This is a genomic window from Aeromonas sp. 9A (assembly GCF_963900955.1).
GTDB classification, from domain to species: domain Bacteria; phylum Pseudomonadota; class Gammaproteobacteria; order Enterobacterales; family Aeromonadaceae; genus Aeromonas; species Aeromonas salmonicida.
Window position 1 is genome coordinate 697,188 of record NZ_CAWRFG010000001.1, and the last position, 23,636, is coordinate 720,823.

A 23,636-nucleotide genomic window follows, 5' to 3' on the forward strand; every position below is an offset into this window, starting at 1 on the left:
ATTTGGTGTGCAGAGGAGAAAAATGGCGGCCTTCTCTTCGCGCCCCTGATCCCTCTTGAATCAGCTGTCAGCCCTGAGACGTCAATCAAGTCATCATCATGGGAAAGTTATGAAGCTCCTTCGCAATAGTGCGGCTGCTCTGTGCTGCAGCCTTGTTCTGGCCGCCGCGCCTGTGTTTGCCGTTCAATACGATCTGCCCGGGGCCAACAGCCGTCTGGTGGGTGAGAATATGGAATACGTGGTGCCGGCCGCCGAAAACGGCCAGCCGCTGGAGGCCGTGGCCGCCAAATTCCAGCTGGGGCTGACCAATATGCTCGAAGCCAACCCCAAGGCGGATCCCCTGCTGCTGCAGACCGGCGAGAAGCTGGTCATCCCCCATCAGCTGATACTGCCGGATGCCCCCCGCGAAGGCATAGTGCTGAACGTGGCCGAGATGCGCCTCTACTACTACCCGAAAGGCAAGAAGGTGGTGGAAGTGCTGCCCATCGGCATAGGTCAGCTCGGCACCGACACCCCGGAAAACTGGGTGACCAGCGTGCAGCGCAAGAAGGCGGGCCCGACCTGGACCCCTACGCCTAAGATGCATGCCGAGTATGCCGCCCGTGGCGAGAGCCTGCCGGCAGTCTGGCCCGCCGGCCCGGACAACCCCATGGGGCTGTTTGCGCTCTACATCGGCAAGATGTACGCCATCCACGGCACCAATGCCCAGTTCGGCATAGGTCTGCGGGTGAGCCACGGTTGCGTGCGGCTGCGTAACGAAGACATAGAGTACCTGTTCAAGCAGATACCGGTCGGCACGCGAGTGCAGTTCGTCAACCAGCCCATCAAGGCCACCGTCGAGCCCGATGGCCGCCGTTATCTGGAAGTACATCAGCCGCTCTCCCGCAGCGAAGCCGAGTTCAACTCCAGTCTGCCTGCTCCGCTGCCCATGACCCAGGCCGCGACCCGCTTTATCGCCCATGCCGACAGCGACTCCCAGTTGGTCAAGCAGGCGCTGGAGCAGCGCAGCGGCATGCCGATCGCCATCAATCGCTGATCCTGTCGTTCATCGTCTCAAGCCCCAATCTTTGGTCGGGGCTTTTTTTGCGCTCATGCCACTTGGCGCCAGGGGGCGGGGGGAGCAGACAAGCCCTTGCTGTCTCAGGATAAAATCCGGCGCATCTCTCCTTGAGTGGTTCGTTAGTTAGAGATGAAACGTTTATATTGTGTTTTTTATTTGTTAAAAGTGGTTGAGGTCATGGGATCTGCTGATTAAGCTAGGGCGGTTTTTTAAGGAAGAGCCCGTCGTCAGAACGGGTACACACGTCACCTAATGGAGTTTTGAATGACAGCCAGCACCCCCATGCTTATCACCTTTCTGGTGTATATCCTCGGGATGGTCTTGATCGGTTTTATCGCCTATCGCGCCACCCGCAACTTTGACGACTACATTCTCGGCGGCCGCCGAATGGGGAGCTGGGTCACCGCCCTCTCCGCCGGGGCCTCCGACATGAGTGGCTGGCTCCTGATGGGCTTGCCGGGCGCCGTTTTCATCGGCGGTATTTCAGAGAGCTGGATCGCCATCGGCCTCACCATAGGGGCCTATCTCAACTGGCGCTGGGTGGCCGGTCGCTTGCGGGTTCACACCGAGAAGAACCGCAACGCCCTGACCCTGCCGGACTACTTTACCTACCGCTTCGAGGACAAGAGCCGGGTGCTGCGCATCCTCTCCGCCCTGGTGATACTGCTGTTCTTCACCATCTACTGCGCCTCCGGCGTGGTGGCCGGTGCCCGCCTGTTCGAGAGCACCTTCGGCATGAGCTATGAGACCGCCCTCTGGGTCGGTGCCGCGGCCACCATCACTTACACCTTCTTCGGCGGCTTCCTCGCGGTGAGCTGGACTGATACGGTGCAGGCGACCCTGATGATCTTCGCCCTGATCCTCACCCCGGTATTCGTCATCATCGCCGTCGGCGGCATCGACACCGCCATGGTGCAGGTAGCGGCGCAGAACGCCAGCAACCTCGACATGTTCAAGAACCTGGACCTCATCGCCATCATCTCGCTGATGGCCTGGGGCCTGGGCTACTTCGGCCAGCCCCACATACTGGCGCGCTTCATGGCGGCGGACTCCCACCACTCCATGGTCAATGCCCGCCGCATCAGCATGACCTGGATGGTGTTCTGCCTCGGCGGCGCCGTGGCCATCGGCTTCTTCGGCCTCTCCTACTTCTCCACCTTCACCGAGCAAGCCGCCGGTGTCACCGGCAATCCGGAGCGGGTCTTTATCGAGCTCTCCAAGATACTGTTCAACCCCTGGATTGCCGGCGTGCTGCTCTCCGCCATTCTGGCGGCCGTGATGAGCACGCTAAGCTGTCAGCTGCTGGTCTGTTCCAGCGCCATTACCGAAGATCTCTACAAGCCCTTCCTGCGCAAGAACGCCTCCCAGCAGGAGCTGGTATGGGTTGGCCGTGCCATGGTGCTGGTGATTGCGCTTATCGCCATTGCCGTGGCCGTGAACCCGGAGAACCGGGTACTGGGGCTGGTGAGTTACGCCTGGGCTGGCTTTGGTGCCGCCTTCGGTCCCGTTGTGCTGCTCTCCGTGCTCTGGTCGCGCATGACCCGCAACGGCGCCCTCGCAGGCATGCTGGTCGGTGCCATCACCGTCATCGTCTGGAAGCAGTTCGGCTGGCTGGGGCTGTATGAGATCATCCCGGGCTTCCTCTTCTCCGCTCTGGCGATTGTGGTGTTCAGCTTGCTGGACAAGGCGCCCTCCAAGGCCATGGTGGATCGCTTCAACGAGGCCGAGCGCGAGTTTCAGACTCCGCCGCCTGCCAGCATGAGCGAGCCGGTCGCCGTCAACTGAGTCGGCCACCGCCAATAACAAAAAGCCCCGCGATGCGGGGCTTTTTCATGTGCGGCGACTTAGCCGGCGCACATCGGCGCGGGCCGCAGCGCTGGTCTCTGTCAGCCAGCGGGCCCTGTCCTGATCGCTGGCTGTGTGCATGGGCCCCAGGTGCTGGCGGTGGGTAAGCCGGATGCCGCACAGCCCCAGTACCTGCTTGTCGAGGATGCGCGAGGCGGGATCCCCCAGCCACCAGCGGTAATACCAGACAGGGCTGTCCATGGTAAGCAGCAGGCGCGCCGTCTTGCCCGCGAGCAGGCGCAGGGGCTGGGCCTTGCCCTTGACATATTGAAAGGCGAAGCCGGAGAGCAGGGTGCGATCCAGCAGACCCTTGAGACGGGCCGGCATGCTGCCCCACCAGAGGGGGGAGACGATCACCAGATGATGGGCGGCACTCAGGCTCTGCTGCAACGCCAGCAGAGCCGGCTCCAGCGGCGGCATAAGGTCATAGCCATGGCGCAAGTCCGGCTCGAAGGCCAGCTCCCCCACGTGCAGCAGTGTGACCTCTGCGCCAGCCTCCTCGGCGCTGCGAGCATACTCGCTGGCCAGGGCATGGCAGAAGCTGTCGGGTTTGGGATTGCCGTTGATGACAAGCAGACGGGGTGGCATGGGCAGGACTCCTGATGGGGTGAGCCCGCATTAGACCCTCTGTCCCATGGGACAGAGTCAAGGGGGGGTAGTTGCCCTCTTTCATGAGATCGCTGGTCAGTGCAACCGGCCTGCTATTGAAGGGCGTTTGTCAGGGCTTAGTCTTGCTGGAGGAGTGGCGTGCGGCAGGGATGCTGTTGCAGCAGCTCGGCGAACTGTTCCAGCTGCTGGTGCTGGTGTTGCAGGCGGGCAGTCTCGGCGGCGAGCTGGGCCAGCTTGCAGGCGATCAGGCGTTCGGCTTCCTGCCAGGGAAATTGCGCCATATCGGTCAGGCCAGCCAGCAGGGATCTGAGCTCACTCAGTTTGCAACCCAGCTGCTGGGCCTGGCGAATAAACCCGACCCACTCCAAGTCTTCCGCACGGTAGACGCGATACTTGCCGCGCCGCCTGGGTTCTGGCAGCAGCCCGAGCTGCTCGTAGAGACGGATCGCCTTGGGTGTGGTGCCCGCCAGACGGGCAAATTCGCCGATATACATATTGCTGCTCGCAAAGGTTGTTCGAGTAGGGGCTCACTATAGGTCAGTGGCTGGCGGGAGAGAATCCCCGTGGGGGAGGGGAGAGTTGGATTGGCAGGGGGCACCCACCTTGCCAGACAAGTCTGCTATCGAGATAGTGGGTGTCCTAATTTTTGTTTAGGTTACGAGTCATTCCTTGATGCTTTTCGATGCTTTAACTTGGCATCGATTTTATCCGAAAGATCCGAGAAACCGTCCAGATCAAAAGGGGCGTAAATGTGCTTGAGGCTGTTGGTTCGAATGACCATGCAGTTGACGATGAGCAGTTTTCCCATACTCACCCCCACCATTTCCGCATATGGTATGGATACTTTTCGGAAAAATCGGTTTCTACCAGCAACATCCTCACTTCTCAATTCGACTGAACACAACCTGGACGCTTGCGCCATCACGAACAATACAGCGAAGGCTGCTAGCAGTATTTTCAGATATTGGTAAAAGAGCCAGACACCCAGCTCCATGCTGAGTTGAGTTTTGTATGTACTGAGCGCAGCGCATCCTGCAAACATCAATGTGATAAATATAAAGAAGCGCTTGCTCATTGAGAGTAATGGCTGCTTCCAATTTAATGAATACTTCATCACTGTTCCTGTTGGATTAATAAATAACGCCCATTGAATAGGCTGCCAAGGTACTACCACCAAACTAAAATGTAACAGCCGTAACCACGCCAATTCATGGGGGGGCGATCATCATCCATTGACAGGGGAAGGCCTTATCATTATCTGGTTAATTGTTGTTTGGTATTTTTTTTCGCGATAGCTCGAATATTATTAGCTATTCTAACCTGCGGGCTCCGTGAAATCTAACGCTCGCCTAAACGGCGAGCAACTTGTTGCGAGTCCAGCGGCCGTAGGCCGCGATGTTTAAGGCGATTGTTAGAGCTCACAGCTTGATGACTGCCAACATATCTTCACCATCTTCATCCAACCCCACTTCCTGAAAGCCAAAACTTGAATAAAAATTTTTGGCCACTGGGTTTTCAGGGTCATAGCAAATTTCTATTTCTTTTACTTTGTCACTGGCTTTGATTTCATTGAGCGCCAAATTTAGTGCAACTCTGCCAATACCAGATTGTTGATAGCGTTGATCCACCATAAAGCGCCAGATAGAAACTTTTTCAGGCGTTTCAGATACCCACATGAAAAAACCGACAGGCTTATCGTTCTGATAGATAGCTCTGCAGGTATGCCCTTGGCAGTAATGTGATTCAACCAAAGACCACATATTGCTCGCAACATATTCCTGTTGCTCATCCGTGACATCTAAGTCACATACGTCTTCATAATTTGAACTTGTAATCTCTTCCAATGTGATATTCATGACTTTCCTTAGCTCTAAAGCCCGCGTAATAGGCGTGAGCTTGCGAGCGTCCTAATTGACGCGCTTGTTAAATGGCAGCCCGAACCATGCGCAAATTTCTTTGAGCGAAGATAGCTGTGGTTGACCAAAATTTTTACCATTTCTTCAAGTTTGGCAATGTTATTTATGAGGCTTTCAGGATCTTGTGAAGTATCCGCCTTACGCCCAAGGATAAGAATAAACTGGAGGTGTTCATAGAACAGGCTTTCATCATTCTCATCGATCGCAGTGAGTAATTTTTCCGCGTGCAGAAATTTGTTAAGTTTCTTTACGAATAAAACCCTCTGTGAGTAGTCGCTCTTTGATGAGATTGTAATACTCACTGGGCAGATCAGGAGATACCATAACATCGTCCCCCTCTTCAATACGACTGTCTCGTATCCAGAATGAGCCGTCTGCAATATAGCTATGAATTCTAATCTTAGAGTAACCATTGGATCGAAGTGGATCTTTATGCTGATTAAATAGCGGAAACTTGTTTACATAGTAATAAAGAATAATAAAAGGTAGATTTTTTGATAACTCCAACAGAGCGATAAAAGCATCCTTCGAATGAAAGTGTGTATCAATCACCTCTATAGCTACATATGGAGATGAATCTAACAGAGAAATATTCTCTGATGAACGACCGAGAATGTCAAATATGACGTACTTCCCATAGGCTAGCCCAAAGCCTACTTCCTTACCCCATTTAAATGATTTTGCTTTAACAATACTTCCAAAACCTTTGTCTTTAGCCCACGGCCTTTCATAGTAACCAAAATCGTGCTTGCTGAATTTTTGGTCGAGATATTTCTCTAAAAACCCAACTACATTATTATGTTTTTCCGACTCATTCATACCTTTTTCGATGTTTTTACGAATTAATCGTTTCCTGAAGAAATGAGGCGTATCGGGGTGATTTCTTATCCCGAGTAATATTTCCCCGCTTTTTCTTTCTCGCAAGTCTTTATCACGAAGGCGGGCACGCATATTCTCATCCCTTAACTCACGATATGATACTGGTTCCCAAACGTTGTCATCATTCAAAAAATATGCAGTTTCATATTTTGGCATGTTCTCTCCTTGAGACTTAACGTTTGGTTAAGGGGCGGGCTTTAGTCCGTCCCAGTGAGCGCAGCGAACGGTTTGAACCAGTTGTTAGGCGGTTGACCCTCAAAAGAACGGCTCTTCGATAAGTTCCGAGGAGCTAACCTTTACCTTGACGGAGTACTTGTCATTAACATCATTCACCAAGTCAACGAACCAGCTTGGCGCCTTTGGAGAAACAAAGACTTCTTCGATAAGAACACTTAAATCGCAGGGAATAATTTTCCCGATCTCCTGGCTTTCATAGTCAGTGACAATAGCTCTGACCTCTCTTTCATGCTCAAAATATTTTCGCTTCCTCCAGAATACGTCGTTTACCCCTGCATAACTTTCTTTCATATCTATATATTCAATGCGGCCAATGCTTATCGAAGGATTTTGCCCCAAGGCCATATATAGACTTTCATAAGATGTTCGCACTGCTACTGCGTTGGAAAGGAAGCTCGAGTAAAGGCGCCACATCGCCTCCGACTCGTGTTCGCTTGCATGCCAGCAGCTGATAAAGGTTCGTTTTCGATGGTATTCTCCCCCAACTTCCATATCTCGTAGCAGTTTCTGAGCCTGCTCATCGATTTCACTATTTGAAAGTTTGCATTCATAGCCTTTCGGTGGGTTTTCTATTGCTGCACGAAAGAATTTTAGATAGTAATCATCCCATCGCGCCTTGTTCCGCTTAAGGCCTTTTGCACCCTCAAACGTGTCTTCGAAGCAATTCGCACGGGCAAAGTACAACCCTCCAGAGGAGAGGAGGCTTACATACTTCGTGAAGTCCATATATCGCCAAAGTTTGCTTGATGGCTCGGGAACTGAGTAGGGTCTTGGTGAGAAATAGTGACGTATAGCTGTTTCTTTCAACTGCTTTGAGCAAGCGTCGCAAACATAGAGGGGAGCATTGCTCTTGCAATATCCAAGGTGGGATGTATCACCCTCTTTAAATTGATAATTGCAAGATACACAGTGGTCGTGGTTCTCAGATGCTAGGCGACGAAGCTCTAGAGTCAATCTGTGGGTCATCTTTTGCATGACAAGCCTAACGTTTAGTTAAGGGGCGGGCTTTAGCCCGTCCCAGTGAGCGAAGCGAACGACTTAAACTTTTTGTTATGTATATTACTCGGCCTCACTAAGCTTGTTTAGTCTTTCACGAAATCGTTGTGGTGACTTAGAACAATAGTCACTAAGCTCTTTAAAATCTGCATCGTAAGCAGGAAGGTTTTTTGCTAACTTAAATTTTTCAGGCAAAACGTTTCGTTTATCGTCAATACGCTCAAATTCAATTACGTTTTTCCGTTCATCAACATACACCAACTGATACTCCGCAACAATTTCCATTTCCCCGCCTTTCAGCTGCTTGAGGAAGAATCGCCGTTCAAAAATAAATGAGCTCAACCCAGGCTCAGGACTTTCCATGGAAATTACCCATGTAAGAGGCAAAGCATCACACACTGTATTGCTTAGAATTTCACCGTTGACTTCACCAAATTCGTTAACATTAAGACTCATTGTAATTGTTGGTTGTTCAAGACCTAGACCAAGCTCTTCACCGTCTAGAAGGTACTCAGTATTCGTAGACCAATTGCCAGAAAGTAGCTCTGCATCATACAGATAGACCTTTTTAAATTCTTTATATGAACTTGGTATATTAGTCACATTATCCAAAAAACCACTAAAGTTTGTAAGGAAGCCTAAGCAAAAAACAGAAAAATACTTCAGCATTGGAATAAGTTTATTATTCATGGTTCTCACAAAGTCCAAAAATTATACATAACAATGATTAGATGGAGGGCGGTACTAACACATTAATACCGCCTTCTATCTAACTCCGCTTCACCTTGATTCAGTGTGTTATAAATAATGTTTTAAATCAATAGCTTACCTTCCGGTCTCTGAAGCTGAGTATATTCGCTTGACCTCTTCTTTTTGCACAACCTATACGACTGTATAGAAAATCAGTGTGACCTTGACCTTGACCTTGACCATGGCAAATGCCGGCATGGCTACCGCACTGGATTTCAGCTTCCAGCTTGCCGCGATTGACCAAAGGGATTTGGCTGGCAGGGCTCATGGGGGAGACTCCGACGAGGCGAGTGTTGCCAATCGAATATATTAGCGGTGGTAGTGCAGAGGGGAAGGGCAAGATGTCGGATTTCTGTGCAAGATCAATAAATTAATCGATAGGCCAGGGGGAACTGTGGATAGCCGGGAGGCGGTGGATGACATCTCCTGACGGATAGCCGCAGAGGATTCGTGGTAATAATAAGCTTGAGTTAGCATAAAACTCTTTGTTATTGTCGCTATCACCGGTGAATATAGTTTATTTATCTATAAATCAACAAGATAGTGTTCTGTGATGCCGTGGTGGGGGCAGCGCACTCACTATCGTAAGGAGTGTTATGACATTGCAGTTCAACGCAATGGCACTGGCCATATTGATCCTCTCCGCCGTTCAGGGCTGCCGCGACCCTGACTCGTCCGCCACGGCAACCCCATCCGCGCCAGTACTGGCTGTTCATTACGAAAGTGCTCCCCTGATACCCGTCACCATAGCCGGTGAGCAGTACCAGTTTCTGCTCGATACCGGGGCCAGTATCACCTTTATCGATCGTCGTCTGGCCAGCCGCTTCAAGGCGCTGACCTTAAGCGAATTGCCCAGGGCCTATCAGGCTGATTTTGCCACTGTGAGCAGCGTTTCGAGCCAACTGGGCAGCGAGCAGCTTGGCTTTGTTGAGCCGCAGCCCTTCTCGGTGGGGTCGGTCACCATTGATGACAGCGAGCTGTGGGCAACTATTGATTTCGATCTCATCTCCCAGTCTCTTGGCAGCCGTATCGATGGCATCCTCGGGATCGACACCATCCGCCGTTTCAACTGGGTGTTTGATCGCGACAAGCATCAGCTCACTGCTTCGCTGACGGCACCCTCGGCAGCCACCTTCGAGCGTTGCATCGGCTATGAAGACAGCTACAACCGCTCCCCGGCAATGTATCTGACCCACGGCGAGAGCAGTGTGCGCATGTATCTGGATACCGGGGCCGATCAGAGCTATGCCGACCATGCCTTTATCGACTTTATGGCCAGCCAGAAGGCGATCTCTGGCGAAGATGCCACACCACGCAAAGGGGTGGATGCCAGCGGTATGGTGGAGGGGCGTGACCATATCCTCACCGGCCTGCACTTTGATGAGCGCCAGCTCGGTGAGCTGCGCGTGTCGGAAAACAGCAATGAGCAGTATGGTCTGGGTCTGGATTTTGTTAACCGCTTCAATCGCTTTGCGATCATGCCCGCGCGGATGATGCTCTGCTACGACGCCGACAGCCTGGCGCGGAAAGTGCCGCCAGTCCTGCGCAATATAGCGGTGCGTTTTGATGGCGAGCATCTGCAGGTCTACTACAGCGACGAACGGGATCTTGCCCCCTATGGTCTGGCCAACGGCGACATTCTGGAACAGATCAACGGGGTGGCTTATCGTCCCCTCGAGATCGATAAGGTGCGTGAACTGCTCAGCACCAGCAAGCCGGGGTCGCTCAAGTTGCGGATTGTGCGGGAAGGAAAACCGCTGGATATCGCTATCTAGTCAAGGTGGGGCGGCAAGACGAGCCGCCCCTATGAGCCTCAGCCCTTGGTCGGATTTTCCATGCAGGTGAGGGTTGGCTGGCCGTAACGCTCCAGACTGGCCTCGTCCCCTTTGGTGAAGAGGCTGAGGTTCTGGCCTTCATAACGGGCGCCACTGGCGCTGGGCACTTCATAGGCGAGCACCTGTTGCTGGCTATCCCCTTCGCTCAGGTTGATCACGGCGGCGGGCAGCTTGGCATCGTTGTAGAAGTAGGTCGAGAGGGTGACCTTGTTGCCGCACTGGTAGTCGACCGGCGTCGTGACCATCAGCTGGCCACCTTTTATCTGCAACTCAGTGATCCGCTGCTGGTAGTTCTCCTCCACGCATTGGCGCAGGTCCTTGGCCTTCCAGCAGTCGTTGCGACCCTTGATCCAGCCGCGCTGCATGGCCTTCTGTGTTTTGAGCTGTTCGGGGGAGAGGTTGGCGAGCGCCTTGGGGTAGAGGGCGGCCAGCTCGTTATCCAGCGCCGCCAGCGCGGCATCCTTGCAGATCAGGGTTTCGGCCGCGCCGGCTGCCTTGGCACAATCAAAGGAAGGGGTAGCGGCACAGGCCAGCAGAGGGGCAAAGAGAAGGGGGCCAAGCAGCAGCTTGTTCATCGGAAAGACTCCAGTAGAAAGAGTGGGATACCCGGCTACTACAGCACACTCTACAGCACAATGCAGCAGGGCCACCGAGCGCTTTTTGCGCCGGGCGGCCCCGAACAAGGCAAGGGGGTCAGGCCAGCGCCAGTTGCTGGCGGGCGCGCCACAGCCGCTCGTGGAAGAAGAAGACAACAGTGTTGATGGCGGGCTCTATGATGGCCATCACGCCGCCGGTGAGCAGTTCGCCGCTCAGCAGGAAGGCGACGGCAAAGGCTACGCTGAAGTGTACCAGGGCGAAGCTGCTGGTCTTGGCCTGCAGGCTGTGACTGGGCTTGAGCTTGTGCCAGCCCAGATCATGAAAGTAGAAGGCGACCGTGTTGACTGCGGGCTCTATCAGGGCGATCAGGCTGGCGGTCAGCAGCTCACCGGTCAGCAGGTAAGCCACGGTAAAGGCGACACCGAAGTGCAAGATGGCAAAGCTGATGGTCTTTTTCATGATGGTGACTCCCTCTGGTGATGACAGCAGTATCCACCAGAATCACTTTAAATGAAAACTATTCTCATCTAATGGTTGGATAGGGAGAACCTATCAAGGGTGATGGTTCTGCCACCATGATGGGGAGTTGCCGCAGACCACAGCACCGCTAAACTGGGCTTTTGCCATGAAAAAGGAGCTTTCATGAGTCTCAATACCACCCTGTTTGGGCAGTTTATCGTGCTGCTGATGATCATCGTTGGCGTTGTTGCCTATCGGCTGGCGCGTCGCAAGAGTGAGCATCCTGCCCTGATTACTTCGCTGTGCGTTCTGCTCTGTCTGTTCCCGCCATTTGCCATATTGGCCTTGCTGATATTGGCGCTGCGGCGGGATCTGCCAGTCGCCCAGTCATGAATATCCCGGCCCGGAATGACAAAAAGCCCCGAAAGGGGCTTTTTGTTTCAAATCTCAGGGCTGGCCTCAGGCTTCCGTTTTGCTTAACCATTCCACCTTGTACTTGGCGCCAGCCCCCTGTGCCAGCTTGGCGCACAAGGGTTTGAGGAAGGCTTCTATCTGCTCGTCCAGCATCCAGGGGGGGCTGATAATGAGCATGCCGGAGCCGTTCATGCCCCAGTCGGCGGTCTGACCGGCGACTTCCAGCTCTGCCACCAGCACGTTGCCGAAGTTTTCCCGCTTGATGGCGCGCAGCATGTCGCGTGATTTGTCCGCCTCTTGCCCCAAGATCGGATACCAGAGGGCGTAGATGCCGGTGGCCCAGCGCTTCTGCGCTTTTTTCAGGGTATCGACCACGGCGAAGTAATCTTCTTTGAGCTCATAGGGTGGGTCGATCAGCACAAGCCCGCGGCGCGGGGTCGGTGGCAGCAGGGCTACCAGCCCTTCGAAGCCGTCACGGTGGTGCACGACGACGCGAGGGTCATAGCCCATGTTGGCGCGCAGGTCTTCCACCTCGTTGTTGTGCAGCTCCATCAGGGCCAGCTTGTCCTGCTCGCGGGCAAGACGGCGCGACAGCTCGGGGGAGCCCGGGTAGTAGTGCAGCTCACCGCCCTGATTCATCTCGTCGATGACGCCAAGATAAGGGGCCATGGCGGGCCATTGGGCCCGCTCATCCCACAACCGGCCTATGCCATCGGCATACTCGGCCTTTTTCTGGGACCAGTCGCCGCGCAGGTCGTAGAGACCGCCGCCGGCATGGGTGTCCAGCACGATGAAGGGTTTCTCCTTCTTCTTGAGGGACTCGATGATCAGGGCCTGAACGGCGTGTTTCAGCACGTCGGCGTGGTTGCCGGCGTGAAAGGCGTGGCGATAACTCAGCATGTCAGATCTCTGAGGGGGCCCTGCTGGGCACCCAGTAACGATAAATAGTTCAACAGATTGCGGCCCTTGCCGCGAAACAGGGTGAGGCCGCGCAGTGTCTGCAGCAGGACCCCTTGTTGCAAGCGCTCCAGCTCCAGCTCATGGGCCAGCATGGCCTGGTATTCCTGCTCATCGAGTCGCGATTTGGCGTTCTGGCGCAGGGCGCGCCAGGGAGCCAATACCGCTTCTGTCTGTACCAGTGCCGGCTGCAGATCGGTCAAGTCGACGGCTATGCCTGTCTGATCCAGTCGATGCAGAAGCAGGGCCAGGTTGACGTTGCCCCCTTGTGCCTGCACCGTAAGCCAGTCCTGGCTGCGCTCGCCATAGACCTTGCCGCTCCAGTGCCAGAAGCCGATGGGCGTCGGCAATTCGTGTACGGCGACCCGCTCGGTCGCTATCAGCGGGTCATCATGCAAGGAAGGTCTGCTCCATGGTTTCCAGCTCTTCAGAGAGGCTCATCCACTCCAGCTCGACACCATCCAGCTCTTCCTTGATGGGCCCCTGGGATTTGAGCAGCTCAGAGAGCTTGTTCTTGGCCGCCTCTTCATAGATGGCGGGGTCGGCCAGTTGCTCTTCCACGGCCGCCAATCGCGTCTGCAATTTCGCCATGCTGGCTTCCAGCTTCTCCAGCTTCTGGCGCAGGGGGCGGGTCTGCTGGCGGAATTCCGCCTCGCGCCGCTTCTGATCCTTGCGCGCCAGCGCCGAGTTGGCGGAGATGATGCCGTCGCTTGGCTTGGCGTTGGCCTCTTTCTCCTGCTCACCGAGCCACTTGTGGTAGTCGTCCAGATCGCCGTCGAAGGCTTCGACCCGGCCACCGTGGACCAGATAGAAGTCATCCGTGGTGGTGCGCAGCAGGTGACGGTCGTGAGAGACCACCACCATGGCGCCCTCGAAGCCTTGCAGCGCCATGGTCAGGGCGTGGCGCATCTCCAGATCCAGGTGGTTGGTCGGTTCATCCAGCAGCAGGAGGTTCGGTTTTTGCCAGGTGACGAGTGCCAGCACCAGCCGTGCCTTTTCGCCGCCGGAGAAGGGAGCCACCTTGTCGAGCGCCTTGTCACCGTGAAAACCAAAACTGCCCAGATAGTTGCGCAGCTCCTGCTCGGACTTGTCCGGCGCGAGGCGGGCCAGGTGATCGAGGGGGGTATCGTCCAGACGCAGGGTTTCGAGCTGATGCTGGGCGAAATAGCCGATGCTGACGCCGGCGCTCACTTCCAGCTTGCCCGACAGGGGCGGATTGGTGCCCGACAGCATCTTGATGAAGGTGGACTTGCCGGCGCCGTTGCGACCGAGCAGGCCGATGCGCGAACCCGGCACCAGGTTCATCTTTATCTTCTCCAGGATCACTTTGTCGCCGTAACCGGCGCTGAGGTTCTCCATGGCGATGAGCGGGGTCGGCAGAGCCGACGGTTCGCGAAACTCGAAGCTGAACTCGGAATCGGCGTGGGCGGGCAGGAGTTTCTCCATCCGCTCCATGGCTTTGAGGCGACTCTGGGCCTGACGGGCCTTGGAGGCCTTGTAGCGGAAGCGGTCCACATAGGCCTGCATGTGGGACACCTCCCGCTGCTGCTTCTCGTACATGGACTGCTGCTGGGCCAGCTGCTCGGCACGCTGCAGTTCGAAGTCGGAGTAGCCGCCAGTGTATTCGTTGAGCTTGCCGTTCTCGATATGGATGATGCGGCTGATGACAGAATCGAGGAAGTCGCGGTCGTGCGAAATCAGCACGAGCGTGCCCTGATAGCCCTTGAGCCACTTCTCCAGCCAGATGACGGCATCGAGATCCAGGTGGTTGGTCGGTTCATCGAGCAGCAGCAGGTCGGAGCGGCAGAGCAGGGCCTGGGCCAGGTTCAGACGCATGCGCCAGCCACCGGAGAAGCTGCGTACCGGCGAGCCGAGTTGCTCGTCGCCAAAACCCAGACCGTGCAGCAGCTCGGCGGCGCGGGCCCGAATGCTGTAGGCGCCTATGGTATCGAGCTTGCCGTGCAGCTCGGCCACCAGTATGCCGTTGTCATCCAGCTCGGCCTGGGCCAGCTGGGCTTCCAGTGAGCGGAACTCCTTGTCGCCGTCGATCACGTAGTCCAGCGCAGAGCAGTCCAGCGCCGGCGTCTCCTGGGCCACACCGGCAATCTGCCAGCCGGCGGGCAGGCTGAAGCTGCCGCTGTCGATGGCCAGCTCGCCCCGTACCAGTGCAAAAAAGGTGGACTTGCCACTGCCATTTTTACCCACCAGGCCCACCTTGTGGCCCGGGTGAATGGTGGCGGAAGCGTTGTCCAGCAGCTTGCGGCCGCCGCGGATCAGTTCGATTTGACTGGCAACTATCATGGGTGGGGTCTGCTTGCTCAAAATGGAGGAGAAAATCTGGCGCGGATCTTACGTGAAATGGCGCAGATTTGCACTTGGGCTAAGGACGGGCGACTGGCTGGCGTGGTAAAAAGATGCCATAACAGAGAAACCAGTCGGGTTACGGGAGGTTAGCATGCTTATCAAGGACATCATGACGACCCGGGTCGCCACTGTCTCCATGGACGATCGGCTCAGTGTCATCAAGGATATCTTCGAGCAGGCCCGCTTTCGCCACCTGCTGGTGCTGGAAGAGGATCAACTGGTGGGAGTCATCTCGGACAGGGATCTGTTCCGCGCCATCAGCCCCTACCTCGACTCCGAGGCCGAGATGAGCCGAGATACCGAGACCCTCAACCGGCGGGCCCACCAGATCATGAGTCGCCAGCCCGTCACCATTGCTTCCCACCTGCCGGTCCGTGACGGCGTCAAGCTGATGCTGAAGAAGGGGGTCTCCTGCCTGCCGGTGCTGGAAAATGGCGCCCTGGTCGGCATCATCAGCTGGAAGGATCTGCTGCGCGCTGCCCTCGAAGATGATGGCTTCTAACCCGCTGCGTCACTTCATGAAAAAGGGCTCCGTGGAGCCCTTTTTGGTGTGGTGAAGCCGGTGTTCGCTCGCCGGGTCAGGGCAAGGGTTCCACCAGCAGGATATGGGAATCCGTCCCGACCACCTTGACCCGGCTGCCAGCGGTGAGCGGCATCTGGCTGCGCACCGTCCAGACGGTGTCATCCAGATGGACCCGGCTCAGCCCCTGCACCACGTCATCCAGCAACACCAGCTCCCGACCCACATAACCCTGCATCCGTTCATTGATGGGAGCGGCCGCATCACGGCCCGAGCGGTCGCGCTTGTGCTGCCAGCGCCACCAGGCCCAGGTGGTGAGCAGGGATTGCACCGCAAACAACAGCAGTTGCGCCTGCCAGCCGAAGGGCCACAGCAGCAGCAGCAGCCCCACTTCCAGCGCGGCTATGCCGGTCCAGAGCAGAAAGCCCACCGACCCCAGCACTTCTATGGCCAAGAGGATGAAACCCAGCCCCAGCCAGTGCCAGTGGGTCAGCCCCTCGAGCAGGGCTGTCATGACTTGTTACCCTTGCCATCTTTGTTGAACATCTCGGCCATGCCGGCTATCGAGCCGATCAGGCTGCCCGCTTCCAGCGGCATCATGATGATCTTGCTGTTGGGGCCTTCGCCGATACGGGCCAGTGCTTCCGTGTACTTCTGGGCCACGAAGTAGTTGATGGCCTGCATATCCCCCTCGGCAATGGCCTTGGAGACCATATGAGTCGCCTTGGCTTCCGCCTCGGCAGCCCGTTCCCGTGCTTCGGCGGCGAGGAAGGCGGCCTGACGCTCACCCTCGGCCTTGAGGATCTGGGACTGCTTCTCCCCCTCGGCTTTGAGGATCTTGGATTGACGCACCCCTTCGGCTTCCAGCACTTCGGCCCGTTTCTGGCGCTCGGCCTTCATCTGGGCGTTCATGGCTTCCACCAGTGCCAGCGGCGGACGGACATCCTTGATCTCGATCCGGGTCACCTTGATGCCCCAGGGGGCGGTGGCGGCATCCATGGTGCGCAGCAGCTTCTCGTTGATGGTGTCGCGCTGGGAGAGCATCTCGTCCAGCTCCATGGCGCCCAGCACTGTCCGCATATTGGTCATGGTGAGATTGCGAATGGCGCTGGTGAGATCGTTGACCTCGTAGGCGGCTTTGCGGGCATCCACCACCTGCACGAAGCTGATGGCGTCTATGGTGACGTTGGCGTTGTCGCGGGAGATCACCTCTTGCGCCGGTATGTCCAGCACCTGCTCCATCATGATGATCTTGTGACCGACTCTATCCACATAGGGGATAAGCAGGTTGAGGCCGGGGGAGAGTGTGCGGGTGTAGCGGCCGAAGCGCTCCACTGTCCAGTTGTAGCCTTGCGGCACTATCTTGATGCCGGCACCCAGGGTGACGATCACCAGGAACACGAAGATCCCTAGCACAATCAATGACTCATTCATTATCTAGCTCCTTATGAAACACATTCACTAGCCTATGGCCTTGCGCCGAGCACCACAAGGATGATCGTCCGCCTTTGTCATCATATGGCTTTGCTAATTACTAAAATGCATTAAAAAGCATTTTTTATTATTTTGAGGGATAAGCAGCCCTGCCTATAGTCGCCCCATATTAGTCGTGTTCCGAGGGATGGGCCGAAATGGATTATTTACCTATGTTTGCCAGGTTGGAAGGCTGCCCCGTCTTGCTGGTAGGCGGGGGCGAGGTTGCCCTGCGCAAGGCGCGTCTGCTGCTGGCGGCAGGCGCAAGGCTGACCCTGGTCTCCCCCGAGATTGAACCCGAATTCGCCGAATTTGCTGGCCGTTTCACCCATCTGGTCGAGCGCTTCACCCCGGCGCACCTGGCCGGTCAGCTGCTGGTGGTGGCCGCCACCGACAATCTCGAAGTCAACGCGCTTGTCTATCAGAGTGCCAACCAGCTGGGTCTGTTCGTCAATGTGGTGGATGACCCCAAACGCTCCAGTTTCATCTTTCCCTCCATCATAGATCGCTCGCCCCTGATGGTTGCCGTCTCCAGCGGTGGCAAGGCCCCTGTCCTGGTGCGTCTGTTGCGCGAGCGACTCGAGAGTCTGCTGCCCCGCCACCTGGGGGGGCTCACCGAGCTCTCCGGTCGGGTGCGTGACAAGGCCAAGCAGGTGCTCTCATCCATTTCTGATCGCCGCCGCTTCTGGGAGCGGGCCTTTGCCTCCAACACTCTGGCCGGGCTTATCGAAAAGCAGGATTGGCAGAGTGCCGAAACCTGGCTCAATGACGGGCTCGACAAGGCCCAGAGCGAGGTGGGCGAGGTGGTGCTGGTCGGTGCGGGCCCGGGCGATCCGGGCCTGTTGACCCTCAAGGCGCTGCAACAAATTCAGCAGGCGGAAGTGGTGCTCTATGACCAGCTGGTCTCTCCGGAGATCCTGGATCTGGTGCGCCGTGATGCCACCCTGGTCTCGGTCGGCAAGAAGGCCGGTGCCCACAGCGTGCCCCAGGAAGAGACCAACCGTCTCTTGGTGGAGTACGCCAGGGCGGGTAACCGTGTGGTGCGCCTCAAGGGCGGTGATCCCTTCATGTTTGGCCGTGGCGGCGAGGAGCTGGAGGTGCTGGCGGCAGAGGGGATCCCCTTCTCTGTGGTGCCCGGCATCACGGCCGCCGCTGGCGCCACCGCTTATGCCGGTATCCCGCTTACCCACCGCGACCACGCTCAGAGTGCCGTCTTTATTACCGGCCACTGCCAGAAAGAGGGCAAGGAGCCTGACTGGCAGCAGCTCGCCATGACCCAGCAGACCCTGGTTATCTACATGGGGCTGATGCGCTCCGAACATATCCAGCTGCAACTGGTGAGCCACGGCCGCAGCAGCCAAACCCCCATCGCCATCATAGAGCGGGGCACCACGGCCCGTCAGCGCGTGCTGACCGGCACCCTGGCTGAGTTGGCTGTGCTGGCCCAGCAAGCAGTGAGTCCGTCCCTCATCGTCATCGGTGAAGTGGTCTCCCTGCGCAAACAGCTGGCCTGGTTTGGGGAAAAGAGTGGTGAAAAGTGCGATGTGCAAGCCGGTGCTGACATGAATGGCTGCGACCTCAAGCTGGTCAACCTGGCCTGATCCCCACTCCTGAATGTTGTGACCATGAATCGATTTGACGGTGCGGCGACAGCGGCACCGACCTGAACCCGAATCGCGCCCTGACCCGGCGCGTTAGCCAGACCAGAGGACCCGACATGGACCGTGAAAGACTGACGCATTTGCAGCAACTGGAGGCCGAGAGCATCCATATCATCCGCGAGGTGGCTGCCGAATTTGAAAACCCGGTGATGATGTACTCCATCGGCAAGGACTCCTCCGTCATGCTGCACCTGGCCCGCAAGGCCTTCTATCCGGGCAAGATCCCGTTCCCCTTGCTGCACGTCGACACCGACTGGAAGTTCAAGGAGATGATCAAGTTTCGCGACGAGACCGCCAAAAAGTACGGGCTGGATCTCATCGTCCACAAGAACCCGGACGGCCTCGCCATGGGGATCAACCCCTTCGTGCACGGCAGCGGCAAGCACACCGACATCATGAAGACCGAAGGGCTCAAGCAGGCGCTCAACCAGCACGGCTTCGATGCTGCCTTCGGCGGTGCCCGTCGTGACGAGGAGAAGTCCCGTGCCAAGGAGCGGGTCTACTCCTTCCGTGACAAGTCTCACCGCTGGGATCCTAAAAACCAGCGTCCCGAGCTGTGGCGCGTCTACAACAGCCAGGTCAACAAGGGGGAGAGCATCCGGGTGTTCCCGCTCTCCAACTGGACCGAGCTGGATATCTGGCAATACATCTATCTCGAGAACATCGACATAGTGCCGCTCTACTTCGCGGCCGTGCGCCCGGTCGTTGAGCGCAATGGCATCAAGATCATGGTGGATGACGAGCGCATGCCCATCGGCCCTGAAGATGAAGTGAAGCAGGAGCTGGTGCGCTTCCGTACCCTCGGCTGCTACCCGCTGACCGGGGCCATCGAATCTGATGCCACCACGCTGCCGGAGATCATCGAAGAGATGCTGCTCACCACTTCGAGCGAGCGGCAGGGACGGCTGATTGACCACGATCAGGCAGGCTCCATGGAGCAGAAGAAGCGTCAGGGCTATTTCTAAAAAAATGTTCTAAGGAATCGCATCATGAACAACCATATTCAGACCGCCATCAGCGAACAGGGCATTGAAGCCTACCTGCACGCCCAGCAGCACAAGAGCCTGCTGCGTTTTCTCACCTGCGGCAGCGTGGACGACGGCAAGAGCACCCTGATCGGTCGCCTGCTGCATGACTCCCAGCAGATCTATGAAGATCAGCTCAAAGCGCTGGAGTCCGACAGCCAGAAGCTTGGCACCACAGGCGAGAAGCTGGATCTGGCGCTGCTGGTGGATGGCCTGCAGGCCGAGCGCGAGCAGGGCATCACCATAGACGTGGCCTACCGCTATTTTTCGACGGCGAAACGCAAATTTATCATCTCGGATACCCCGGGCCACGAGCAGTACACCCGCAACATGGCCACCGGTGCCTCCACCTGCGATCTGGCCATCATTCTGATCGATGCCCGCAAGGGCGTGCTGGATCAGACCCGTCGTCACAGCTTTATCGCCAGCCTCTTGGGCATCAAGCAGTTCGTGGTCGCGGTCAACAAGATGGATCTGGTGGAGTTCAGCCAGGAGGTGTTCGATCGCATCAGTGCCGATTACCGCGAATTTGCCAAAAAGCTCAACGTCGACACCATACAGATAGTGCCTGTCTCGGCGCTGGACGGCGACAACGTGGTCAACCAAAGCGACAAGCTGGCCTGGTATCAGGGTGAGACTCTGCTTTCACTGCTTGAGTCTGCCGACGTTGAGCGTGAGCTGGAGCGCCATCCGGTCCGTCTGCCGGTGCAGTACGTGAACCGCCCGAACCTGGATTTTCGCGGCTTTGCGGGTACGCTCGCGGCCGGTATTTTGCGGGTCGACGACAAGCTGGCGGTGCTGCCGTCCGGCAAAGAGAGCACAGTCACCCGCATCGTGACCTTCGACGGGGATCTGGAGTACGCCCTGCCGGGTCAGGCCATCACTGTGACTTTTGCCGATGAAATCGACATCAGCCGCGGCGATTTGCTGGTGGATGCGGCGAAAAAGCCTCAGGTGACCCAGAACCTGCTGGCCCACATCGTCTGGATGGGGGAGGAGTCCCTGCAACCGGGCCGTGTCTATGACGTCAAGCTGGCCACCAAGAAGACCCGTGGTCAGGTGGAGGTCATCCGTCATCGCATCGAAATCAACAAGCTGGACGAGCTGGAGGCGAGCGAACTGCATCTTAACGAAATCGGTCTGTGCGAAGTGAGCCTGACCGACCCTGTGGCGTTTGATCCATACACGGATATCCGCGATACCGGCAGCTTCATCCTGATCGACCGGTTGACCAACGTCACCGTCGGGGCGGGCATGATAGTGGAAGGCCTGGCTGCGAAAGCAGTGACTCTTGGTGGCAAAGCGGAGCAATACAGCGAGTTTGAAATCGAGCTCAACGCCCTGGTACGCAAGCACTTCCCGCACTGGCAAGCACTCGCCATCGGCAAGGAGTAACCCCATGACCTGGCAACAATCCCTGGTGCTGGGTCTGCTGGCTGCCCTCGTCGCCCTGCTGATCCAGGGCAAACTCCGCCCGGCGCTGCTCTTCTCGGGCGCCGTGCTCATCACCTATTTGAGTGGACTGGCGGACATCAACGCCGTGGCGGCGGGTTACACCAACAGCGCCCTGCTGACGCTGGTGCTGTTGCTGCTGGTATCGCTGGCAGTGGAAAAAACCCGCATCATGAGCTGGTTCGCCAATCTGGTGGGTTCGGGCTCATTCAACAAGGTATTGATCAAGCTGTGGTTTTCCACTGCTTTCCTGTCGGCCTTCGTCAACAACACGGCCGTGGTGGCCTCCATGCTGGGGGCGATCAAACGCAATCCCAATCATGCGCCTTCCCGGCTGCTGCTGCCCATGTGCTTCGCCGCCACCTTTGGCGGCGTGCTGACCCTGATCGGCACCTCCACCAATCTCATCGTCAACAGCTTCCTCGAGAAGATGGGCGCCGAGCCACTGGGCATGTTCGATTTCTTTATGGTGGGGGGCGGCACCCTGCTGACCGGTCTGGCGGCCGTGCTGCTGTTTGCCCGCTATCTGCCGGAGCAGGATACCGAGATGAGCCGGGAGTCCGGCTATTTTCTCGAAGCCAAGGTAGGCGCCGGTTCGCCGCTGGCGGGGCGCAGCGTCAAGGAGAACGGCCTGCGCAGCCTCAAAAGCCTCTATCTGGCGGAAGTAATTCGTGGCGACCAGGTGATCTGCCCGGTGCAACCGGAACACGAGCTGCACGAAGGGGACGTGCTGCTGTTTTGCGGCGAGGTGGAGAGCGTTGGCGTGTTGCAGGAGATGAAGGGGCTGGATCTCTACGGCCAGCATCGTCTCAACGGCCAGCATCTGGTGGAGGTGATCGTCAGCCACAGCTCGCGACTGGTGGGGCAATCCATCAAGGATGCCGAGTTCCGTACCCACTTCGATGCCGTGGTGCTGGCGGTGCGCCGGGGCGAGACCCAGCTTACCGGCGGCCTCGGCCAGATTGAGCTGCACGCCGGCGATACCCTGCTGCTGGCCCCTGGTCCCAAGTTTGCCAGCAACAAGTCCCTGTCGCGGGAGTTCGTGGTGGTGAGCGGGCTAGAGGCCTCCACCCGCCTCGATGGCAAGCGCAGCGCCGCCGTTGTGCTGGGCTTCCTCGGTGTGCTGGCACTGTCGGTGTTTGAGCTGGTGCCGCTGTTCAAGGGGCTGCTCATGATGCTGGTGGCGTTGCTGTTCTCCCGCATCCTGACCCTGGACGAGATCCGCCGCCGCTTTCCGCTCGATATCTGGCTGGTGGTGGGCGGTGCGCTCGCCATCGCCGATCAGCTTGAGAAGAGCGGTCTGGCCAAACTGATTGCCGACTGGCTGATGGGGGAGTTCAACGGTTCCAGCCCCATCATCGCCTTTATCGGCATTTACCTGTTTACCCTGGTACTGACCGAGCTGATGAGCAACAACGCCGCTGCTGCGCTGGCCTTCCCCATGGGCTACCAGCTGGCGCTCAGCATGGACGTCTCGACCATGCCGTTTATTCTGGCGGTGCTGTTTGGCGCAAGTTCCAGCTTTATCCTGCCCTATGGCTACCAGACCAATCTGATGGTCTATGCGGCGGGCAATTACAAGATGCCGGATTACCTCAAGCTGGCGCTGCCGGTCTCCCTGGCCTACAGCCTGGGGGTGATTATCATGGTGCCCCTGCTGTTTCCGTTCTGAGGCGTGATGGCGGGTGATAAAGGCCGGGTCATGCGTCGCGATCCAAGGGGTTGAGATGAGCAATCATGACCATGGCACCGGCAAGCCGTCCATTGATGGGCAGCGGCTTGGCTGCGGGGGGTCAGAGAGAGTTTCAGCGTGGCAGCGTCAATGCCAAACAAGGAGTTTTAGATGAGCAATATAGTGTGGCACCAGCATGCTGTCAGCAAACAGAGCCGGGCCGAATTGAAGGGGCAAAAGCCGCTGGTGATCTGGTTTACCGGGCTCTCCGGGGCGGGCAAATCCACCCTGGCAGGGGCGCTGGAACAGGCGCTGGCGGCCGAGGGCAAGCACACCTACCTGCTGGATGGGGACAATGTGCGCCACGGCCTGTGCGGGGATCTCGGTTTCGATGATGCGGCCCGCCAGGAGAATATCCGCCGGGTCGGCGAGGTGGCAAAACTCATGGTGGATGCGGGCTTAATCGTGCTCACCGCCTTTATCTCGCCGTTCCGTGCCGAACGGGAACTGGTGCGCAATCTGTTGGGCGCTGACGAGTTTGTCGAGGTCTTTGTCGATGCGCCGCTCGCCGTCTGTGAAGAGCGTGACCCCAAGGGGCTCTACAAGAAGGCTAGGGCAGGGGAAATTCGCAACTTCACCGGTATCGACTCTGCCTATGAGGCGCCGGAGCAGCCTGAAATTCATCTGCTGAACGCCGGTAAATCGGTGGAAGCGCTGGTGGATGAGCTATTGACTGCACTGCGGCAGGGGAACTACCTGTAGTTGTTGAGTGGCGCCAGCGAGCCTTGAGCTGCTTCAAAGCGGTCGATAGCAACCCCGCAAGAGGATCTTCCTATCCTTGCTTATATCGCGGCGGGGTTATTCGCGATTGTCCGAATATGCTGCGCTATTCGAACCTACGGGCTGAACGCAACG

The 23,636-nt window shown here is 57.1% G+C and carries 24 protein-coding genes; 10 read left to right on the top strand and 14 right to left on the bottom strand.

What is annotated here, in order from left to right; translation table 11 throughout:
- The first annotated feature begins 109 nt into the window (after nt 1-109).
- Nucleotides 110-1,036, top strand: coding sequence for a L,D-transpeptidase family protein (locus AACX78_RS03475; protein ID WP_159165394.1), 927 nt, complete (start codon nt 110-112; stop codon nt 1,034-1,036).
- A 288-nt stretch (nt 1,037-1,324) separates the two neighbouring features.
- Nucleotides 1,325-2,845, top strand: coding sequence for a sodium/proline symporter PutP (gene putP, locus AACX78_RS03480; RefSeq protein ID WP_159165395.1), 1,521 nt, complete (start codon nt 1,325-1,327; stop codon nt 2,843-2,845).
- 45 nt (nt 2,846-2,890) lie between these two features.
- Here putP and AACX78_RS03485 read toward each other — a convergent pair whose 3' ends face one another.
- The 7 genes from AACX78_RS03485 to AACX78_RS03515 form a co-directional block, all read right to left on the bottom strand.
- Nucleotides 2,891-3,493 (bottom strand): NAD(P)H-dependent oxidoreductase, encoded by a 603-nt coding sequence (locus AACX78_RS03485; RefSeq protein ID WP_159165396.1) that lies wholly within the window; start codon nt 3,491-3,493, stop codon nt 2,891-2,893.
- A 137-nt stretch (nt 3,494-3,630) separates the two neighbouring features.
- Nucleotides 3,631-4,008, bottom strand: a complete 378-nt coding sequence (locus AACX78_RS03490; RefSeq protein ID WP_159165397.1) for a MerR family transcriptional regulator — start codon at nt 4,006-4,008, stop codon at nt 3,631-3,633.
- A gap of 161 nt (nt 4,009-4,169) precedes the next feature.
- Nucleotides 4,170-4,628 (bottom strand): hypothetical protein, encoded by a 459-nt coding sequence (locus AACX78_RS03495; RefSeq protein ID WP_111589027.1) that lies wholly within the window; start codon nt 4,626-4,628, stop codon nt 4,170-4,172.
- A 304-nt stretch (nt 4,629-4,932) separates the two neighbouring features.
- The gene (locus tag AACX78_RS03500) at nt 4,933-5,370 is read right to left on the bottom strand and encodes a GNAT family N-acetyltransferase (protein WP_011789173.1); all 438 of its coding nucleotides are present in this window, start codon (nt 5,368-5,370) and stop codon (nt 4,933-4,935) included.
- Nucleotides 5,371-5,667: 297 nt separating this feature from the next.
- The gene (locus AACX78_RS03505) at nt 5,668-6,465 is read right to left on the bottom strand and encodes a hypothetical protein (protein WP_159165398.1); all 798 of its coding nucleotides are present in this window, start codon (nt 6,463-6,465) and stop codon (nt 5,668-5,670) included.
- Between the two features lie 99 nt (nt 6,466-6,564).
- Entirely contained in the window at nt 6,565-7,272 is a 708-nt protein-coding gene (locus AACX78_RS03510; RefSeq protein ID WP_201302768.1) for a hypothetical protein, read from the bottom strand.
- Between the two features lie 333 nt (nt 7,273-7,605).
- A complete protein-coding gene (locus tag AACX78_RS03515; RefSeq protein WP_201302769.1) occupies nt 7,606-8,232 on the bottom strand; it encodes a hypothetical protein in 627 nt (208 codons plus the stop codon).
- Between the two features lie 656 nt (nt 8,233-8,888).
- Here AACX78_RS03515 and AACX78_RS03520 point away from each other — a divergent pair.
- Nucleotides 8,889-10,067: a retropepsin-like aspartic protease gene (locus AACX78_RS03520; RefSeq protein ID WP_159165399.1), complete on the top strand. Its 1,179-nt coding sequence runs from the start codon at nt 8,889-8,891 to the stop codon at nt 10,065-10,067.
- Nucleotides 10,068-10,105: 38 nt separating this feature from the next.
- Here the strand turns inward: AACX78_RS03520 and AACX78_RS03525 are convergent, their stop codons facing one another.
- Together AACX78_RS03525 and AACX78_RS03530 are read right to left on the bottom strand one after the other, a co-directional pair.
- Entirely contained in the window at nt 10,106-10,702 is a 597-nt protein-coding gene (locus AACX78_RS03525) for an MliC family protein (protein ID WP_159165400.1), read from the bottom strand.
- A 118-nt stretch (nt 10,703-10,820) separates the two neighbouring features.
- On the bottom strand, nt 10,821-11,183 hold the full coding sequence (locus AACX78_RS03530; protein WP_159165401.1) for a DUF2061 domain-containing protein: 363 nt from the start codon (nt 11,181-11,183) through the stop codon (nt 10,821-10,823).
- A gap of 183 nt (nt 11,184-11,366) precedes the next feature.
- On the opposite strand from AACX78_RS03530, the gene AACX78_RS03535 reads away from it, so the two are divergent.
- The gene (locus AACX78_RS03535) at nt 11,367-11,576 is read left to right on the top strand and encodes a hypothetical protein (RefSeq protein ID WP_201302770.1); all 210 of its coding nucleotides are present in this window, start codon (nt 11,367-11,369) and stop codon (nt 11,574-11,576) included.
- Nucleotides 11,577-11,642: 66 nt separating this feature from the next.
- Here the strand turns inward: AACX78_RS03535 and AACX78_RS03540 are convergent, their stop codons facing one another.
- Genes AACX78_RS03540 through AACX78_RS03550 form a run of 3 tightly spaced genes read right to left on the bottom strand, consistent with a single transcriptional unit; the run spans nt 11,643 to nt 14,855 of the window.
- Nucleotides 11,643-12,497, bottom strand: a complete 855-nt coding sequence (locus AACX78_RS03540; RefSeq protein ID WP_159165402.1) for a 23S rRNA (adenine(2030)-N(6))-methyltransferase RlmJ — start codon at nt 12,495-12,497, stop codon at nt 11,643-11,645.
- Entirely contained in the window at nt 12,491-12,952 is a 462-nt protein-coding gene (locus AACX78_RS03545; RefSeq protein ID WP_059168304.1) for a DUF2390 domain-containing protein, read from the bottom strand. Before AACX78_RS03545 ends, AACX78_RS03540 begins: the two co-directional genes overlap by 7 nt.
- Nucleotides 12,945-14,855 carry an ABC transporter ATP-binding protein gene (locus AACX78_RS03550; RefSeq protein ID WP_021140959.1) on the bottom strand — a complete coding sequence of 637 codons (1,911 nt, stop codon included), beginning with the start codon at nt 14,853-14,855 and terminating at the stop codon, nt 12,945-12,947. Before AACX78_RS03550 ends, AACX78_RS03545 begins: the two co-directional genes overlap by 8 nt.
- Nucleotides 14,856-15,009: 154 nt before the next feature.
- Between AACX78_RS03550 and AACX78_RS03555 the strand changes: the two genes are divergently transcribed.
- Nucleotides 15,010-15,420, top strand: a complete 411-nt coding sequence (locus tag AACX78_RS03555) for a CBS domain-containing protein (RefSeq protein WP_021140960.1) — start codon at nt 15,010-15,012, stop codon at nt 15,418-15,420.
- Nucleotides 15,421-15,496: 76 nt separating this feature from the next.
- Here AACX78_RS03555 and AACX78_RS03560 read toward each other — a convergent pair whose 3' ends face one another.
- Entirely contained in the window at nt 15,497-15,952 is a 456-nt protein-coding gene (locus AACX78_RS03560; protein WP_005318764.1) for an NfeD family protein, read from the bottom strand.
- Nucleotides 15,949-16,872 carry an SPFH domain-containing protein gene (locus tag AACX78_RS03565; RefSeq protein ID WP_005318765.1) on the bottom strand — a complete coding sequence of 308 codons (924 nt, stop codon included), beginning with the start codon at nt 16,870-16,872 and terminating at the stop codon, nt 15,949-15,951. The genes AACX78_RS03560 and AACX78_RS03565 overlap by 4 nt, the downstream gene beginning before the upstream one ends.
- A 197-nt stretch (nt 16,873-17,069) precedes the next feature.
- On the opposite strand from AACX78_RS03565, the gene cysG reads away from it, so the two are divergent.
- From cysG to cysC, 5 genes are all read left to right on the top strand, one after another.
- Complete coding sequence (gene cysG, locus AACX78_RS03570) at nt 17,070-18,512, top strand: siroheme synthase CysG (RefSeq protein WP_159165403.1); 1,443 nt, start codon at nt 17,070-17,072, stop codon at nt 18,510-18,512.
- Between the two features lie 80 nt (nt 18,513-18,592).
- Entirely contained in the window at nt 18,593-19,537 is a 945-nt protein-coding gene (gene cysD / locus AACX78_RS03575) for a sulfate adenylyltransferase subunit CysD (protein WP_257982474.1), read from the top strand.
- Between the two features lie 24 nt (nt 19,538-19,561).
- Nucleotides 19,562-20,992: a sulfate adenylyltransferase subunit CysN gene (gene cysN / locus AACX78_RS03580; protein WP_159165404.1), complete on the top strand. Its 1,431-nt coding sequence runs from the start codon at nt 19,562-19,564 to the stop codon at nt 20,990-20,992.
- Between the two features lie 4 nt (nt 20,993-20,996).
- A complete protein-coding gene (locus AACX78_RS03585; RefSeq protein ID WP_021140965.1) occupies nt 20,997-22,721 on the top strand; it encodes an SLC13 family permease in 1,725 nt (574 codons plus the stop codon).
- Between the two features lie 171 nt (nt 22,722-22,892).
- On the top strand, nt 22,893-23,483 hold the full coding sequence (gene cysC / locus AACX78_RS03590) for an adenylyl-sulfate kinase (protein ID WP_159165405.1): 591 nt from the start codon (nt 22,893-22,895) through the stop codon (nt 23,481-23,483).
- Nucleotides 23,484-23,636: the final 153 nt, after the last annotated feature.

Coding starts and splice junctions, on each gene's coding strand:
- AACX78_RS03475 (WP_159165394.1), top strand. CDS start 110: ATGAAGCTCCTTCGCAATAGTGCGGCTGCTCTGTGCTGCAGCCTTGTT.
- putP (WP_159165395.1), top strand. CDS start 1,325: ATGACAGCCAGCACCCCCATGCTTATCACCTTTCTGGTGTATATCCTC.
- AACX78_RS03485 (WP_159165396.1), bottom strand. CDS start 3,493: ATGCCACCCCGTCTGCTTGTCATCAACGGCAATCCCAAACCCGACAGC.
- AACX78_RS03490 (WP_159165397.1), bottom strand. CDS start 4,008: ATGTATATCGGCGAATTTGCCCGTCTGGCGGGCACCACACCCAAGGCG.
- AACX78_RS03495 (WP_111589027.1), bottom strand. CDS start 4,628: ATGAAGTATTCATTAAATTGGAAGCAGCCATTACTCTCAATGAGCAAG.
- AACX78_RS03500 (WP_011789173.1), bottom strand. CDS start 5,370: ATGAATATCACATTGGAAGAGATTACAAGTTCAAATTATGAAGACGTA.
- AACX78_RS03505 (WP_159165398.1), bottom strand. CDS start 6,465: ATGCCAAAATATGAAACTGCATATTTTTTGAATGATGACAACGTTTGG.
- AACX78_RS03510 (WP_201302768.1), bottom strand. CDS start 7,272: ATGGACTTCACGAAGTATGTAAGCCTCCTCTCCTCTGGAGGGTTGTAC.
- AACX78_RS03515 (WP_201302769.1), bottom strand. CDS start 8,232: ATGAATAATAAACTTATTCCAATGCTGAAGTATTTTTCTGTTTTTTGC.
- AACX78_RS03520 (WP_159165399.1), top strand. CDS start 8,889: ATGACATTGCAGTTCAACGCAATGGCACTGGCCATATTGATCCTCTCC.
- AACX78_RS03525 (WP_159165400.1), bottom strand. CDS start 10,702: ATGAACAAGCTGCTGCTTGGCCCCCTTCTCTTTGCCCCTCTGCTGGCC.
- AACX78_RS03530 (WP_159165401.1), bottom strand. CDS start 11,183: ATGAAAAAGACCATCAGCTTTGCCATCTTGCACTTCGGTGTCGCCTTT.
- AACX78_RS03535 (WP_201302770.1), top strand. CDS start 11,367: ATGAGTCTCAATACCACCCTGTTTGGGCAGTTTATCGTGCTGCTGATG.
- AACX78_RS03540 (WP_159165402.1), bottom strand. CDS start 12,497: ATGCTGAGTTATCGCCACGCCTTTCACGCCGGCAACCACGCCGACGTG.
- AACX78_RS03550 (WP_021140959.1), bottom strand. CDS start 14,855: ATGATAGTTGCCAGTCAAATCGAACTGATCCGCGGCGGCCGCAAGCTG.
- AACX78_RS03555 (WP_021140960.1), top strand. CDS start 15,010: ATGCTTATCAAGGACATCATGACGACCCGGGTCGCCACTGTCTCCATG.
- AACX78_RS03560 (WP_005318764.1), bottom strand. CDS start 15,952: ATGACAGCCCTGCTCGAGGGGCTGACCCACTGGCACTGGCTGGGGCTG.
- AACX78_RS03565 (WP_005318765.1), bottom strand. CDS start 16,872: ATGAATGAGTCATTGATTGTGCTAGGGATCTTCGTGTTCCTGGTGATC.
- cysG (WP_159165403.1), top strand. CDS start 17,070: ATGGATTATTTACCTATGTTTGCCAGGTTGGAAGGCTGCCCCGTCTTG.
- cysN (WP_159165404.1), top strand. CDS start 19,562: ATGAACAACCATATTCAGACCGCCATCAGCGAACAGGGCATTGAAGCC.
- AACX78_RS03585 (WP_021140965.1), top strand. CDS start 20,997: ATGACCTGGCAACAATCCCTGGTGCTGGGTCTGCTGGCTGCCCTCGTC.
- cysC (WP_159165405.1), top strand. CDS start 22,893: ATGAGCAATATAGTGTGGCACCAGCATGCTGTCAGCAAACAGAGCCGG.